Annotated in this window: 19 protein-coding genes; all 19 read right to left on the bottom strand. The window is 30.0% G+C overall.

Features of this window, described 5'->3' with window-relative positions; all coding sequences use genetic code 11:
* Positions 1-219 precede the first annotated feature (219 nt).
* The 19 genes from LQ682_RS09440 to pxpB all read right to left on the bottom strand — a co-directional run bounded on the left by LQ682_RS09440 (position 220) and on the right by pxpB (position 15,030).
* A complete protein-coding gene (locus LQ682_RS09440; RefSeq protein WP_239724156.1) occupies positions 220-2,217 on the bottom strand; it encodes a DNA internalization-related competence protein ComEC/Rec2 in 1,998 nt (665 codons plus the stop codon).
* 124 nt (positions 2,218-2,341) lie between these two features.
* On the bottom strand, positions 2,342-2,797 hold the full coding sequence (locus LQ682_RS09435; RefSeq protein ID WP_103268845.1) for a ComE operon protein 2: 456 nt from the start codon (positions 2,795-2,797) through the stop codon (positions 2,342-2,344).
* Positions 2,798-2,857: 60 nt separating this feature from the next.
* Entirely contained in the window at positions 2,858-3,127 is a 270-nt protein-coding gene (locus LQ682_RS09430; protein WP_239724154.1) for a helix-hairpin-helix domain-containing protein, read from the bottom strand.
* A 45-nt stretch (positions 3,128-3,172) separates the two neighbouring features.
* Positions 3,173-3,514 carry a hypothetical protein gene (locus LQ682_RS09425; protein ID WP_239724152.1) on the bottom strand — a complete coding sequence of 114 codons (342 nt, stop codon included), beginning with the start codon at positions 3,512-3,514 and terminating at the stop codon, positions 3,173-3,175.
* Positions 3,515-3,556: 42 nt separating this feature from the next.
* Positions 3,557-4,282: a class I SAM-dependent DNA methyltransferase gene (locus tag LQ682_RS09420; protein WP_103268846.1), complete on the bottom strand. Its 726-nt coding sequence runs from the start codon at positions 4,280-4,282 to the stop codon at positions 3,557-3,559.
* Positions 4,282-4,635: a ribosome silencing factor gene (rsfS, locus tag LQ682_RS09415; protein WP_016998547.1), complete on the bottom strand. Its 354-nt coding sequence runs from the start codon at positions 4,633-4,635 to the stop codon at positions 4,282-4,284. Before rsfS ends, LQ682_RS09420 begins: the two co-directional genes overlap by 1 nt.
* A 12-nt stretch (positions 4,636-4,647) precedes the next feature.
* On the bottom strand, positions 4,648-5,220 hold the full coding sequence (gene yqeK, locus LQ682_RS09410; RefSeq protein WP_016998546.1) for a bis(5'-nucleosyl)-tetraphosphatase (symmetrical) YqeK: 573 nt from the start codon (positions 5,218-5,220) through the stop codon (positions 4,648-4,650).
* Positions 5,210-5,782: a nicotinate (nicotinamide) nucleotide adenylyltransferase gene (gene nadD / locus LQ682_RS09405; protein ID WP_167543688.1), complete on the bottom strand. Its 573-nt coding sequence runs from the start codon at positions 5,780-5,782 to the stop codon at positions 5,210-5,212. The genes yqeK and nadD overlap by 11 nt, the downstream gene beginning before the upstream one ends.
* Positions 5,783-5,787: 5 nt before the next feature.
* A complete protein-coding gene (gene yhbY / locus LQ682_RS09400; RefSeq protein WP_239724150.1) occupies positions 5,788-6,078 on the bottom strand; it encodes a ribosome assembly RNA-binding protein YhbY in 291 nt (96 codons plus the stop codon).
* A 2-nt stretch (positions 6,079-6,080) separates the two neighbouring features.
* Complete coding sequence (gene aroE, locus LQ682_RS09395) at positions 6,081-6,890, bottom strand: shikimate dehydrogenase (protein ID WP_016998542.1); 810 nt, start codon at positions 6,888-6,890, stop codon at positions 6,081-6,083.
* Positions 6,891-6,902: 12 nt separating this feature from the next.
* Positions 6,903-8,003, bottom strand: coding sequence for a ribosome biogenesis GTPase YqeH (yqeH, locus tag LQ682_RS09390; RefSeq protein WP_103268848.1), 1,101 nt, complete (start codon positions 8,001-8,003; stop codon positions 6,903-6,905).
* A 2-nt stretch (positions 8,004-8,005) separates the two neighbouring features.
* Entirely contained in the window at positions 8,006-8,530 is a 525-nt protein-coding gene (locus LQ682_RS09385) for a YqeG family HAD IIIA-type phosphatase (RefSeq protein WP_016998538.1), read from the bottom strand.
* Positions 8,531-8,760: 230 nt separating this feature from the next.
* Entirely contained in the window at positions 8,761-9,450 is a 690-nt protein-coding gene (locus LQ682_RS09380) for a 5'-methylthioadenosine/adenosylhomocysteine nucleosidase (RefSeq protein WP_103268849.1), read from the bottom strand.
* 67 nt (positions 9,451-9,517) lie between these two features.
* Positions 9,518-10,756, bottom strand: a complete 1,239-nt coding sequence (locus LQ682_RS09375; RefSeq protein ID WP_016998532.1) for an NRAMP family divalent metal transporter — start codon at positions 10,754-10,756, stop codon at positions 9,518-9,520.
* A gap of 11 nt (positions 10,757-10,767) precedes the next feature.
* Complete coding sequence (pxpA, locus tag LQ682_RS09370; protein ID WP_016998531.1) at positions 10,768-11,523, bottom strand: 5-oxoprolinase subunit PxpA; 756 nt, start codon at positions 11,521-11,523, stop codon at positions 10,768-10,770.
* Positions 11,524-11,537: 14 nt separating this feature from the next.
* A complete protein-coding gene (locus tag LQ682_RS09365) occupies positions 11,538-12,878 on the bottom strand; it encodes an acetyl-CoA carboxylase biotin carboxylase subunit (protein ID WP_239724149.1) in 1,341 nt (446 codons plus the stop codon).
* Between the two features lie 15 nt (positions 12,879-12,893).
* Positions 12,894-13,304 carry an acetyl-CoA carboxylase biotin carboxyl carrier protein gene (locus tag LQ682_RS09360; protein WP_064211028.1) on the bottom strand — a complete coding sequence of 137 codons (411 nt, stop codon included), beginning with the start codon at positions 13,302-13,304 and terminating at the stop codon, positions 12,894-12,896.
* A gap of 2 nt (positions 13,305-13,306) precedes the next feature.
* The gene (locus LQ682_RS09355; RefSeq protein ID WP_103268851.1) at positions 13,307-14,308 is read right to left on the bottom strand and encodes a 5-oxoprolinase subunit C family protein; all 1,002 of its coding nucleotides are present in this window, start codon (positions 14,306-14,308) and stop codon (positions 13,307-13,309) included.
* Positions 14,305-15,030: a 5-oxoprolinase subunit PxpB gene (pxpB, locus tag LQ682_RS09350; protein WP_103268852.1), complete on the bottom strand. Its 726-nt coding sequence runs from the start codon at positions 15,028-15,030 to the stop codon at positions 14,305-14,307. The genes LQ682_RS09355 and pxpB overlap by 4 nt, the downstream gene beginning before the upstream one ends.
* Positions 15,031-15,064: the final 34 nt, after the last annotated feature.

Below are 15,064 nucleotides of genomic sequence, written 5' to 3'. Positions count from 1 at the left end.
AAGGCTGGGACATAATAATGTCTCAGCCTGATTTATTGTAATCGTATAAACCATTAGTTGTTGATATCCCAGCTTTAGTCAATGTGATGGTTATTCCCCCTATATCTTGCGTGTTTAATATTTTACATTTATGGTTTTGAAGTTTTTTAATAGTTACTTTTTTAGGTAAGCCATATTTATTTCCTCTACCAGCACTTATAATACATACCTAGGTTTCACTCAAGATAAAAATTCTTCAGTTGAACTCGTTGAACTACCATGATGTCCGACTTTTAAAATATCATATTGATGATCAATTTTATTTAAAACAGCTCGTTCATTATTCTGCGTTGCATCTCCTGTAGAAATTATCTTCTTATTGTAAACTTCTAATTCCGTTATGATTGAATTTTCATTTTTATCAGGATGACTTTTTGTATCTTGATTATAAAACCTATAAATCGCTTTACCTACTTTTATATTTTTCAACCCTACACTATCAATAATAGTTATTCCTTTTTGTTCAAGGCTACTAATTAGTAACTTCAATTCTTTGTTATCCCAAGTTCTTTTATTTATTATTAGATTTTTAATTTTTATTTTTTGACTTAATTCTTCTAGTTCTCCCATATGATCTAAATGTGGATGTGATACAATTAAATAATCGATTTTTCGAATGCCTTTTTCATGAAGTTCAGGTATTAATACAGACTTTGTATAAGAAAGTTCATTATCTTTGATTTGCCAGTCTTTTTTATTTGATAACATTTTACCGCCTGTATCTATCATTACAATTTGATTTGTATCTTTATGATATGAAACCATTGCATCCCCTTGTCCCACATCCAAAAACCTTAATATCACTCTATCTTCTTTAAAATCATAAGTTATAGTTATAATAACTAATATAAAAATAATAATAGCTTTAAAAATTTTCTTTTTAAGAATATACATACTTATCATCACACAAATAATAAATATTAGAAAATACGATATATGAGAAAGATTCCTTACTACAATATCTTCTATATTGAAATTATTTATTATTTGTATAATATCAATAGTTATACTTAACATTAAATCTGTTAAATATATCAAAATATTAGGTACAAAGCCGATTGTTACATAGATAATCAAAAAAATCATAACTAGAGGGAATAATATTAATTCAAACCAAGGAATAAAAAAGAAGTTGGTTAATAAACCTAACCATTGAAAAGTATTAAAATGCATAATAAGAATAGGAAAAGTAGAAATTTGAGCTATTAAGTTAATACATATTAGTTTATAAATGAAATGAAATGTTTTAATAATGGGGATAGTAAGTAGTAAAAATGTAGAAACTAAATAAGATAATTGAAAACCTATGTCATAAATTATAAACGGTTTATACATGACAGACAAAATAAAGGTAATTGAAAGAATTTGTAGTGAATCAAGACGTGTAAACTTTTTAATCACAAGATATAACATTACAACAGCTACTGCTCTAATAACACTTGGACTTAATCCTGTTAATACTGCATATATAGGTAATAAAATAAAAATAATCAGTTCTGCCTGATGATATCTTAGCTTAAATTTCAACAATATATTAAACAAAAACACACTGAGTAAAGCAACATGTGAACCACTTACTGCATACAAGTGGTATATACCTAAATGTATTAATTCTTCAATTCGTTCGCTAGATAAATACTTCGTTTCTCCTAAAGTCAATGCAATAATATCTTCAATATATTTTGAATTTAACCTTTTTAAATTTAAAATAAGATGTTCCCTATGAAACTGCAATTTTTCTAAAAGATTCAATTTACTATTAATACAAGATTTGAGAAACGGTTGTTTAATTTTAATGATGCCTTCAATATCTTGTTGGATAAGATATTCTTTATAGTTAAACTTCAAACTATTAGTATTAGGTAAAGGGTTACTATAATCATAATAAACTTCACATTTTTTAAATAAAGGTAAGTTATTAAGGATTTTATCTTTTTCTTCTTTAGATTTAATTGTGTAATAAACTTGATAAGTTTCACCTTTTTGTTGAGCAATTGATTTAAATAAATCACCGTCAATTACCATATCATCTTTAAATTCTATAAAATCATGTAACGGTGCTTTGTTACGCTTTTCATGATTAAACGAATCCAATTGTGGTAGTTGTATTGACGGTAAAATTAAATAACCAATTACGACAAAGATAATACCAAGTATCGCAATTCTATATGATTTCAATTTGATCATACAACTTAGCATGACTATACTTAAAAATATCATCCCGATATAAATATTAAAGACAATTAAAATACCTGATAATAAATATAAGGCTAAGTAAAAATACATAACGCTGCGTAACCTATTATTTTAAATATTTCATAATATCTTCAGGATGGAAATCAATTCTTTCAAAATGAACACCTGATTGTTCTAATAACTGAATCGCATATGTATGATTGTGATAATCGTCTGCATAATAAATTTGTTTAATGCCAGCTTGTATTATAGATTTAGTACAGTTTAAACAAGGAAAGTGTGTTACATATATTGTTGCGTCTTCTGAAGATACACCCAATTTTGCGCACTGAATAATAGCGTTCATTTCAGCATGGATTGTTCTTATACAATGTCCGTCGACAACTAAACATCCATTATCAATACAATGTTCTTCACCTGAAACAGACCCATTGTATCCCCCTGCAATCACTCTATTATCTTTAACGATAGTTGCACCTACCGACAACCTTTCACATGTTGATCTTAGTGATAACAAATGGCTTTGAGCCATAAAATATTCCTTCCACTTGATTCTTTCCATATTAATCATCCAACCTTTCATATACTATTATTGTAAGTATTATGTTTATGAAATGCAATTTCAATTTAAAATGACATATTCTTTCAAAGATTCTACTGTTTTATCTCCAAATCCTTTTATCTTCTTCATATCGTCTATAGATTTAAAATCTCCTTTTGCTTCTCTATATTTTATAATTGCGTCGGCTTTACTTGGTCCTATCCCGGGTATTTTCTGTATTTGTTCTTTAGTTGCAGTATTAATATTTACTTCAACATTTTCATTTTGACTACTTTGCTTATTCAAATTTGAAGGTATTTTTTCACCTTTCATTGGAACATATATACTCATTTGATCTTTTAATTTCTCTGAAAGATTTAATTTAGATAAGTCAGCTTACTCATTTATTTGTGCTTTCTTTAAAACATCATTTATTCTTTCTGAAGATTTCATTTCATATGTTTTTGGAAATTTAACAGCTCCTTTAACATCTACAATTACTTCTTTAATATTTTCTTTAGATGATATTTCTCTCCTATCTATTTCTTGCTTTGATTCTTTACTTTCTTCATTTTCAATCATTCCACTATTATTTTTATTTATAGTTTCTATTGGCTCTTCCTCTGGTTCATTCATTCCAAAAATTAATTTCAGTATGATAATCAAAGCTATAAATCCAATTAAAATATAACGATAATATTGCGAAAAATACTCCTTAATCATTTTGATTTTATCCAAAAAAACACCTCCTACATATATAAACGTAAAAGGTGTCTAAAATTACTTATTCATTTTTTGAGCAACGATAAATTGTCTATCGCCTTGTTCACTATACGTATCTATATCAAAATCAGTGAATTTTGTTTTAATTTCAAATCCTGCTAGTTTTAATAATTCTTCGTATAAACTTATTTCAAAAGTACATTGGTAGTGCTCTTCATCAAATCGTTCGTATAAACCATCTTCGCGTTCTACGAAAAATGACATCTGATGATAAACGCTATTAGGTTCTTCTCCTGTTATAGCCTGCCAAATTAGCGTAAGGCGTTCTTCTTCATCGATATAATTTTGGTTATTAAATTGATGATTCATCTTATATATGCTATGGACATCAAAAATAAATATACCCTCGTCTTTTAAATATTTATCTATATAATTAAATACTTGTAATATATCTTCCGGTTCAGTCACATAGTTTAAACTATCACAAAATATAGTAATCATATCATATTGATTTGGTAGTTCTAAATCTCTCATATCTTGACAATACCAATTTATAGATGGATTACGAAACTCTGCTATTTCTAGCATTTCTTGACTAATGTCTACACCACTCACTTGACCATATTCAGTCAATTGCGAAGTTAATGTACCTGTTCCACAACCTATATCTAATATTTCATTTTCTGAGCTACTTATAAAATGCTCAACTATATATTTCCACTTATGATAAGGTTGATCAGCTGTCAACAAATCATAATAATCGCTCATTCTATTATAAGCCATTAAGACATAACCTCATTCAAGGTAATGATTGGTGCATCTTTGTATAATCTTTCCAAGTTATAATAATCTCTTTCTTCTCTATGGAATACATGTACGACTACATTACCTAAATCGATTAAAATCCATCTTGCTTCGTTAAAGCCTTCTAGTCTTTTGACATTAACTTCATTGATTTCCGCTTCGTCTTTAACATTTCTAGCGATAGCTTGTACTTGTTTATCACTATTACCATGACAAACTACAAAGTAATCAGCAACATCACTAATACCTTGCATATCGATTGCTATTATATCTTCTGCACGTTTATCATCACATGCAATTAAACTTTGTTTCATTAATTCATTCGAATTCATTTAATCATTCCTTTATTGTTCTGTATGCATATTATAATAATTTAAGCATTCAATTGTTTTTAAATGTACAGTTTTATCTTTACCAACTAAATGTAACACTGTTCGTTTAGATATTTCATAAATCGCTTTATCTAAATTTTTATCTTTAAACACGATATCTCTAATATCATCTACACCAGGTTGCGTTCTTTTAGGTTCAATATAATCAGCGATAAAGATTATTTTCTCAGTTTTATTCATATGCGCTCTACCAGTAGTGTGGTTATATATCGCATAATATACTTCCTCATCATCAATTTCATATTCATCTTTTAATCTTGCAGCTGCCACTGGCCCATGTAAAATCTCAGATCCATAGCTTAATAAATCTTGACCTAAATCATACTTCGTTACACTTTGATACAACTCTGATAACTCTTCATATTTACATAAGTCATGTAGAATGCCTGCGAGCTCAACTTTTTTCGGATCTCCATCAAAAATTTCCGCCATTTTCTTACCAGTTTCTGCTACTCTTATTGAATGGTTATAACGTTTTGTGGGTAAAGTTTCTTCTACGAGTTTAACTGCTTTTTTAATCTTCATACAACCGTCCCCTTTTGATATATCTTTCAATTCTTGGTGTAACTAACATCTTGACTGAATGATGATTTTTACAACGATTTCGTATACTCGTCGAGCTTATATCCATCCTTGGGATATTTAGGGATAACATACCACTATCAACATTTTGTTTATCTACTTCTCTATTGACCACTACAAACGTAACCATTTCTTTCAATTTATCAATATTTCTCCATTTATCTAAATTTACATATTGATCTGTTCCGATGATTAAATAGATTTGATATTCTGGATATTCATTTTGAATTTCACTAATAGTATCAAAAGTATAACTTGTTCCTTGTCTGTTTATTTCTCTTTTATCAATTACGCCGAATTCTAAATCTTCAATTGCTAACTTTAGCATGTCAATTCTTTCATTTTCTAACAACTGAGATTCATTGTGGCTTTTTAAAGGTGATTGATAACTTGGTAAAAACACAAACTCATCTGGTTTAACAAATTGATAGGCTTCACTCGCAACTAACATATGGCCTACATGTATTGGATTGAATTGGCCACCGTATATCATGATTTTTTTCATTTTATTTAAGGTAATTCTCTTTTTTTGTTTTCTTTAGATTCTTTATAAAGAATAATGATACTACCTATAAGTTGAACGAGTTCACTTTCAGTTTGTTCAGATATTGAATTTGCTACTTCTTTATGATCATCCATGTTGTTTTGTAAAATGTGTACTTTAATTAATTCTCTTTTTTCTAATGCCTCGTTTAATTGTTCTATCATGTTTTCACTTATTCCGCCTTTACCTATTTGGAATATTGGATCTAAGTGATGAGCTTCTTTTCTTAAATATCTCTTTTGTTTACCTGTTAACATATTTATCTCCTTTTAAGTTCTTCTATAACTTTATTTTTCATTGCTTTTATATCCGCAGTTTCACCTGTCCATATTTTAAAACTTTCTGCACCTTGGTATATAAACATATCTAAACCATTATATATAGTTAATCCTCTACTTTCACATGCTCGTAAAAGTGGTGTTTTGTCTGGGATATAAATAATATCACAGACTAAAGCATTTGCGTGAATTTCTTCTATAGGTATAATGAGTTCATCCGATGATTCATTCATACCAACTGGTGTCGTATTAATAATAATATCGAATTCGTTCAAAATAGGCTTTATTTTATCTAATTGATACTGATTAATATCTAAATTCCAATTTTCAAATCTTTCAAGACTGCGATTTGCTACAGAAATTTTCCTTTCAGTATACTTCATCATTTCAGCGACTATGCCTTTACTTGCACCGCCAGCACCTAGTACAAGTATATTTTTGCCTGCTATAGAACCATAATTATCTAGTAAACCTTTAACAAATCCAATACCATCTGTATTATAACCTGTCCATTTATCACCATCTATATGAACAGTATTAACAGCTCCTATATGCTCAGCATTTGTAGAAATTTCATCTAAGTATGGAATAATCGTTTCTTTATGTGGAATCGTAATATTAAATCCATCAAGTTCTTTTTCTTTTATGATATCTCTTATATGCTGCATATGTTTAGGGTCTATATCAAGTGCTATATATTCATCATCTCTTTCTAACGCTTCAAAGTTATTTAAATGCATAATTGGAGAAAGAGAATGTCCTATTGGATGTCCTATAACTGCAAATTTCATGTCGCTCACCTCTTATAAAATTGATTTTCTTGATGTAACCTCTACCTCTTTAGGTGCTATTACGTTTATTTCTGCGCCTTCGTCCACTGTAATAAAGCCTAACCCAGAAATCATAATATCACGTCTTTCATCTTTAACAAATATTTCATTGTTTTTCAAATTATTAAAATTAAAATTTTCTTTAGAATATGGTGGTTTTAATAATTCCCCAATTTGGCGTTCCCATAGATCATCAGCATTTTCTAGCTTTGTTCTATGAATATTCAAATCATTTGAAATGAAACAAGTTAATGAACGACGTCCACCTTTTTTATAATCAACTCTTACTAGCCCACCTAAGAATAAAGATTGTTCTTCATTCAATTGATAAACTTTAGGTTTAATTTCTTTTTTCGGCATTATTACTTTTAATTCTTTATCTGTAACATAATGAGTCATTTGATGACTTTGGATAATTCCAGGTGTATCAAACATATAAGAATCATCATCTAAAGGTATATCTATCATATCTAAAGTTGTACCTGGAAAATGACTTGTTGTGATAACATCTTTTTCTCCAACACTCTTTTCAATCAAACGATTTATAAGCGTAGATTTACCTACGTTTGTCGTACCTACAACAAAGACATCTTTTCTATCTCTGATTTCTTCTATTGTGCCTAATAGTTCATCAATTCCTTGATTTTTAGCGGCAGAAATAAGTACAACTTTGTCAGGATTTAAACCATAATCTTTCGCTCTTTGTCTCAGCCATATTTCTACTCTCTTTTTATTAATGGCTTTTGGTAAAATATCCATCTTGTTTGCAACTAAAATCACTTTTTTCTTTCCTACAATATCCTTTAGTCGATGTATCATTGAACCTTCCAAATCAAATACGTCCACTACGTTTACAATCAAACCATCTTCATTATGAAGTGATTTCAACATATTTAAAAAATCATCACTTGTTAAATCTACATCTTGTACTTCATTATAATTTTTTAGTCTAAAACACCTTTTACAAATTACATCTTCTTTATGCAAGCTGGATTTTGGAACGTAACCCGCTTCGTTCGGGTGTTCTGATTGTAAGGTCGCCCCACAACCAATACATTTTGCTGTTTCTGTCAAATTTATTCCTCCCAATTAATTAAACCTTTTCTTTTGAAACGATTTAATAATCTTCTTTCTATTAATCGATTAAATTTAGTAATTAAACCGTCTGTTTTTTTCACAGGAACAACCATAATTGTATATAAACCATTTCGGTTGCCTCCAAATACATCTGTTAACATTTGATCGCCTATTACAACCACTTCTGATTTTTGTACATTCATAAGATGAGAAGCTTGTCTAAACGCTTTACCTCTTGGCTTACGAGCTTTAAATATAAAATCAATGTTTAATGTTTTTGAAAATGATTCTACACGCTTTTGACCGTTATTAGAAACAATCGTTACAGTAATATCATTTTCTTTCATTCGTTCAAACCAATTTCTCACATCATCTGTTGGATCTTTAACATCCCAACCAACTAAAGTGTTATCTAAATCTGTAATAATAGCTTTAATGCCTTTACTTTTTAAATGCTCTGGACGAATATGATAAATTGATTCTACATATTCATTTGGTAAAAAATATTTTGTAAATATACCCATGTTTACACCTCTATATTATTTCTTATTCTAACATAAAAATAACTTAAATTTCTTTTACATAAAACAAAATAAAAGTGTTGCAAACCTTTAAAGATTTGCAACACTCAATATTATTCTGTAATTTCACGGTCAGAAGATTTTTCAACATCTGTATTCGCATAAATTACAAATCCAACAAGTGCTGTAGCAATGACAGCGATAGCCATTAATATTAACATTTTACTGCCTCCTTATGCCACTCTATTTAATAATAATTTTACAATTTTACTTGAGTTCACGCAAGCAACTTTTAAGAATTCATCAAAAGTCACATCTGATTCTTTATCAGCTAAATCTGAAACTGCTCTTGTTACTATAATCGGAACTTCATATTGATAACAAGTTTGCGCAATAGCGCCAGCTTCCATTTCAACGACACTAGCTGTAGGGAATGTTTCTTTTATTACTCTTCTTTGTTCTAAAGAACCAATAAAACTATCAGCTGTTGCAACTTCTCCAACAACTCCGTTTAATTCTAATTCTTCAATTGTTGAACGCGCACTTTTAATTAAATGATTTTCTGTCGTATAAGATTCAGGCATGCCAGGAACTTGTCCCATTTTATACCCAAATGCAGTAGCATTTACATCATGATAGTAAACTTTATTACTTATAATAATGTCACCTATATTTAAATTAGGATCAATAGCTCCAGCTGAACCAGTGTTAATAATTAGATCTGGTTTAAAATCATTAATCATTAAAGCGGTAGTAATTGCTGCATTAACTTTACCTATACCACTTTGTGCAAGAACTATTTCTTTTCCTTCTAAATGTCCTTTATAGAATATAACATGTGCTTTTTTAATTGTTTCTTTATTTTCTATAGCGGATTTTAATATTTCAACTTCTTCTTCCATTGCTCCAATAATACCTATCATGTTAAATCACTCCATCATGTTCATTCTTATATATATTAACATAATAGACTTAATTATAGATATAAATTTAATTATTCCATAAATCTTGTAGACCTTGTAGAGATAAGACACCTGCTATCAATGTCGTTAATACAGCTATTACACCTATTACAAGCATCCAAGTTGGATGTCTATAATCTCCAACAATACTCTTTTTACGAGACGCTATTAAGATTGTTCCTAAAGTAACTGGTAATATTAATCCATTCATAGCACCTGCAATTATTAATAACTTAACTGGTTTACCAATCGTTAAGAAAATAATAGAAGAAATTACAATAAATAATATAATTACTAAGTTTTTATGGTTTTTAATTGATGGATGTAGCGATTGTATAAAAGTAGTACTTGTATAAGCACAACCAATAACTGACGATAAAGCCGCTGCAAATAATACAACTCCAAAAACTTGTTTGCCAACTGGACCTAGGACATGTTCAAATACCGATGCTGGAGGGTTATCTGGATTAAGTGTAAATCCAGTGACTACAACACCTAAAACAGCTAGAAATAAAAATGTTCTCATTACGCCTGTTGTTAATATACCCGAAATTGCAGCTCTGTTAACAAAAGGAATGTAATGCTTACCAGTTATACCGGCCTCGAGTAATCTATGTGCTCCAGCAAATGTAATATAACCACCTACCGTACCACCAACTAATGTAATAATCGGTACTATCAGCTTATTAATATCATCTGGTACTATCATTTTTTGAGCTGCTTCCATTACAGGCGGTTTTGTTAAAACCATAACATAAGCAACAATTGCTATCATTAGAACACCTAGTATTTGTGTAATAATATCTACAACTTTCTGTGCATTTCTAACAATAAATATTAATATTGCTAATACACCAGTTATACCGGCACCTATCCGTACATCAATACCAAAAATTGCATTTAAACCTAGACCTGCACCTGCTACGTTACCAATGTTAAATGCAAGTCCACCAATAGCAATTAATACCGCAATAAATGTACCTAAACCTTTGAATACATCATTAGCAATATCTTGGCCGCCTTTACCGACTACTGTAATTACTCGCCATATATTAATTTGAGCACCTATGTCTATAATAATAGATGCTAAAATAGCAAAAGCAAAACTAGCCATAAACTGTTCTGTGAATACTGCCGTTTGTGTTAAAAATGCTGGGCCAATAGAAGATGTGGCCATCAAGAATACGGCACCCCATAGTATTCTACGATGTTTATTAGTATATTCAAATGGCTTGCTTAAATCATCATACCCCTTTTGTTCTTTCATGTACATTCCTCCTAGTTTAACGCTTTAATCTCAATACCTTCAGATTTAAATTGCTTTATTATTTCTTTTACAAAATTTAAAGCATGTTCACCATCACCATGAACACAAATTGTATCTGCTTCTATATCTATTTCTTTACCGTTTATAGATGTTACTTTCGATTCTTTTACCATTTTTAATACTTGATTAACCGCTTGTTGTGTATCGGTTATTAGAGCACCTTCTTTCTTTCTAGAAACCAACTGTGCATCGTCTTCATAAGCTCTATCAGCAAAAACTTCACTTTTATATTTAAGATCAAGACGCTTACAAGATTTAATAAGTTCACTGTTAGACAATCCTACGAGAAATAACTGGTCATCAAAGTCTTTTACAGCCTTAACAATAGCATCAGCTATCTTTGAATCCCTAGCACCCATTTGGTACAAAGCGCCATGAGGTTTTACATGATAAAGTTTTGTATCATGTATTTTACAAAATGCTGACAGTGCACCTAATTGATAAATAACCAAATCATATACTTCTTGCGGTGTTACATCAATATTTCTTCTTCCAAACCCTATTAAATCTTGGTAGCCCGGATGTGCACCGATATGAATATTATGTTGTTTAGCAATTTCAACTGTTTGATTCATAACATGTTGATCACCTGCGTGAAAACCACATGCTACGTTTGCTGAAGTTATTAAAGGTAATATCGTCTCATCATCACCTAATTTATAATTACCAAAACTTTCACCTAAATCACAATTTAAATCAACTTGCATGATTCCCATCTCCTTTATACTATTTTATGTTCATGTAAGAATTTAATTGTTATATCATTGTCTATGTATGGTTGATAACTTAAGACTCGATACAAGAAGTCTAATGTAGTAGGAAATCCTTCTATTACAGTCTCTTCAAGCGTACCTTTCATTTTTTCTATAGCTTCTTGACGATTAGCCCCTTTAACAAGTATTTTAGCAACTAATGAATCATAATAAGGCGGTATTTCATAGCCATTATATAACATGCTATCTATTCTTGTATTAAATCCATTAGGTAAGTGAAGCGCATTCACTTTACCAGCAGCCGGTCTAAATTTCTTCTCAGGATCCTCTGCATTAATTCGACATTCAATAACATGTCCATTAAAATTAATATCTTCTTGTTTGATTTTTAAATGTTCACCATTAACCATTAATATCTGTTGTTTAATTAAATCAATATCAGTTAATAGTTCTGTGACAGTATGTTCTACTTGAATTCTTGTATTCATTTCTAAGAAATAATAACCATCATCTGTCAATAAAAATTCAATTGTTCCTGCCCCTTCATAATCACAAGCTAATGCAGCTTTTACAGCATCTTCATGTAGTGAATCTCGTGTGTCTTTGTCTAAGGCCGCACAAGGTGCTTCTTCTATTAATTTTTGGTTCTTTCTTTGTATAGAACAATCTCTTTCACCTAAATGGACAGCTTCTTTATGTTTACTTCCTAAAACTTGTACTTCCACATGTCTTGCTTTATCTATAAATGCTTCGATATATACTCGTTTATCATTAAAATATTTTTCACCTTCAGATTGTGCTTCTTTAAAATATTTTTCTACTTCGGTTTCATCATTTACGATTCGAATACCTTTACCACCACCACCGCTGGCAGCTTTAATCACAAATGGATAATTAATTTCTTTAGCTATGTTTTTTGCATCAGCGACATCTGTAACCTCCCCAATAGATCCTGGAATAATTGGTACATCAGCATTATACATTGTTTCTCTAGCTTTAATTTTATCTCCCATCAAATCCATAGTGCTATAACTTGGACCTACAAATATAAGATTTTCTTCGTCTACTCTTTTTCTAAATGTAGTTGATTCAGATAAAAAGCCATAACCAGGATGTATTGCCTCAGCTTTACTCATTCTACATGCTTCTAAAATACGCTCGATATCCAAATAACTGTCTATAGATTGATTGGGTCCAATACAATACGCTTCATCTGCTAATTGTACATGTAAACTATCTTTATCTGCTTCTGAATAAATAGCTATGGTTGTGATGTTCATCATCCTACAAGTCCTGATAATTCTAACAGCAATTTCTCCTCTATTAGCTATTAATAAACGTTTAATCATTACAATTCCCCTTTTTTACTTTAATGTAAAGATTGTTTGTCCGTATTCAACTGGTTCTCCATGGTCAATATGTATTTCTTCAATAACACCATCTTCATCACTCGTTATTTCATTAAGAACTTTCATCGATTCTATATATCCTACTACTTGTCCTTTGTTTACTTTATCTCCTATATTTACTAATGGATTAGATAACGTTTCTTCATCTTGAAGATAAAAAGTACCAATAATTTCAGCATTTATAGATTTTGGTTCAGATTCTTCATTAGTATTTTGTTTAGTTGTTTCTTTAGGTTGTTGTACTACTTCTGAATTATGAGAATTTAAATCTAATTCAACTTGAAACTGTTCTTCTTTATATTTCATATAAGGAATATCATTCGTTTTCATTAAATTGATTAATTGTTCTACTTTTTCTATACTCATTTTTATTTCCCCTTTATTAATTGTCCTAATTTTTTAGATTTAGGTCTAATAAAATCTAATGATTTGAATTTTTTAATCTTTATTAGGTCTAAATCACGTTTCACCTTGTTTGAATATTCTTTGTATGATTCATTGGCTTCTTCGACTGAAATCCATTTAAATGTTATTTCATCATTTGCCTTTAATTGAGATAATCTTTCTCTGCCCACGAAACTAACTGTAGCTATCTTAGTGTAGCCACCTATTGTTTGTCTGTCGTTTAGAAGAATAATAGGTTGGCCATTGCTTGGTATTTGGACGCTACCAGGTGCAATTGGTTCAGATATAATATCCGCACTATCCAGATGTTCTAAGTTAGATTCTCCGATTATTCGATAGCCCATCCTATCTGACATATCCGAAATCTTATAAACTTGTTCTGTTAATAACCTTTTTGAAGCATCAGTAAACTGGTCGAATTGTAATCCTTTTATTATTGGTATAATATATTTTTCCTCGTCTTCTTCAACATTAAACTTATTACCTATGACGTCGTGGTTTAAATTTTTATCTTTAAAGCTTAAAGTGTCACCAGACTTTAATGTTCTACCTTTGTACCCACCTATACCACTACGTGTATGAGTTGATAAACTACCTAAAATAGGATCAATATTCAACAATTTATGAAATGCTAAATATCCTCTTGTTCCTTTAGTGATTTGCTTAATATTTAAAACTTGACCTTTATCTACAAAAATTGCAGTATTTACCGGTACAGTTAAATTATCTAAATATATTTCAGCGTCATATGCGACAAATGTAATAATGTTTGATTCTGAAAATTTCAATGTCGGACCATTTAAAGTAACTTCTAACACAGCTGAATTTTCATTATCTACCAATGCAGTAGCTAATTTATAAAAATATTGATTCATAACGCCAGCAACTGAAAAACCATCTTTTTCATGTTTATACCTACCTAAATCTTGTACTGTTGTAAACAACCCAGGTTTTATTACTTTCATCTCACTTCACCAACTAACTGATTATAATCATACGTACCATCTAATATCTCTTTCTCAATTTTGTTATAAGTTTCTTCGTCTATTGATTCAAAAGAAATATAGTCTCCAGCTTCATATAAAATCATTGGATCACGATTTAAATTAAATACATCTATAGGTGTCCTACCGATAATTTGCCATCCCCCTGGAGATTCTTTAGGGTATAAACCAGTTTGGTTATTAGCAATCCCAACAGATCCGGCTGCAATTTTCTTTCTCGGTGTTTCCTTTCTCGGTGTATGTATTTTCTTGTCTAATCCACCTAAAAATGGAAATCCTGGTAAAAATCCTATAGCATATATTAAATATTGCCCACCAGTGTGAATATTAATAACATCCTCTTTTGTTATATTTGCATGATCTGCAACTACATTTAAGTCCGGTCCATATTGCTCCCCATAAACAACTGGTAATGTAATGCACTTTTTAGATTGGTTAGATGATTTTTTAGTTTTTTCTATTTCGTTTAATTTCAAGTCTTCTAACAATTGCTCATATGTAAAATTCAAACCATCAAACTCAACCATAATAGAATTATACGAAGTTGTAACACTTAGTACACCTGGATGATTTAATTCTTCTAGTTGCATAGCTAAAAATGAAATTTTTTCTTTTACATCAGGATTAATTTCATTTTTATCATAAATCATGAAATGTGTTTCGCTAATCGCTTTTATATTCAATTTTACCCCCCTTTTTATTAGCCATAATAATCAG

This window comes from Mammaliicoccus sp. A-M4, assembly GCF_022386955.1.
GTDB lineage: Bacteria > Bacillota > Bacilli > Staphylococcales > Staphylococcaceae > Mammaliicoccus > Mammaliicoccus lentus.
The sequence above is the reverse complement of the archived record's forward strand: the minus strand, read 5'-3'. Positions and strand labels throughout refer to the sequence as shown.

Coding starts and splice junctions, on each gene's coding strand:
- LQ682_RS09435 (WP_103268845.1), bottom strand. CDS start 2,797: ATGGAAAGAATCAAGTGGAAGGAATATTTTATGGCTCAAAGCCATTTG.
- LQ682_RS09385 (WP_016998538.1), bottom strand. CDS start 8,530: ATGGGTATATTTACAAAATATTTTTTACCAAATGAATATGTAGAATCA.
- LQ682_RS09375 (WP_016998532.1), bottom strand. CDS start 10,756: ATGAAAGAACAAAAGGGGTATGATGATTTAAGCAAGCCATTTGAATAT.
- LQ682_RS09420 (WP_103268846.1), bottom strand. CDS start 4,282: ATGGCTTATAATAGAATGAGCGATTATTATGATTTGTTGACAGCTGAT.
- aroE (WP_016998542.1), bottom strand. CDS start 6,890: ATGAAATTTGCAGTTATAGGACATCCAATAGGACATTCTCTTTCTCCA.
- nadD (WP_167543688.1), bottom strand. CDS start 5,782: ATGAAAAAAATCATGATATACGGTGGCCAATTCAATCCAATACATGTA.
- LQ682_RS09355 (WP_103268851.1), bottom strand. CDS start 14,308: ATGAAAGTAATAAAACCTGGGTTGTTTACAACAGTACAAGATTTAGGT.
- LQ682_RS09360 (WP_064211028.1), bottom strand. CDS start 13,304: ATGAGTATAGAAAAAGTAGAACAATTAATCAATTTAATGAAAACGAAT.
- yqeK (WP_016998546.1), bottom strand. CDS start 5,220: ATGAAGATTAAAAAAGCAGTTAAACTCGTAGAAGAAACTTTACCCACA.
- rsfS (WP_016998547.1), bottom strand. CDS start 4,635: ATGAATTCGAATGAATTAATGAAACAAAGTTTAATTGCATGTGATGAT.
- LQ682_RS09380 (WP_103268849.1), bottom strand. CDS start 9,450: ATGATAGGTATTATTGGAGCAATGGAAGAAGAAGTTGAAATATTAAAA.
- yhbY (WP_239724150.1), bottom strand. CDS start 6,078: ATGTTAACAGGTAAACAAAAGAGATATTTAAGAAAAGAAGCTCATCAC.
- pxpA (WP_016998531.1), bottom strand. CDS start 11,523: ATGCAAGTTGATTTAAATTGTGATTTAGGTGAAAGTTTTGGTAATTAT.
- LQ682_RS09365 (WP_239724149.1), bottom strand. CDS start 12,878: ATGATTAAACGTTTATTAATAGCTAATAGAGGAGAAATTGCTGTTAGA.
- LQ682_RS09430 (WP_239724154.1), bottom strand. CDS start 3,127: ATGAGTATATATGTTCCAATGAAAGGTGAAAAAATACCTTCAAATTTG.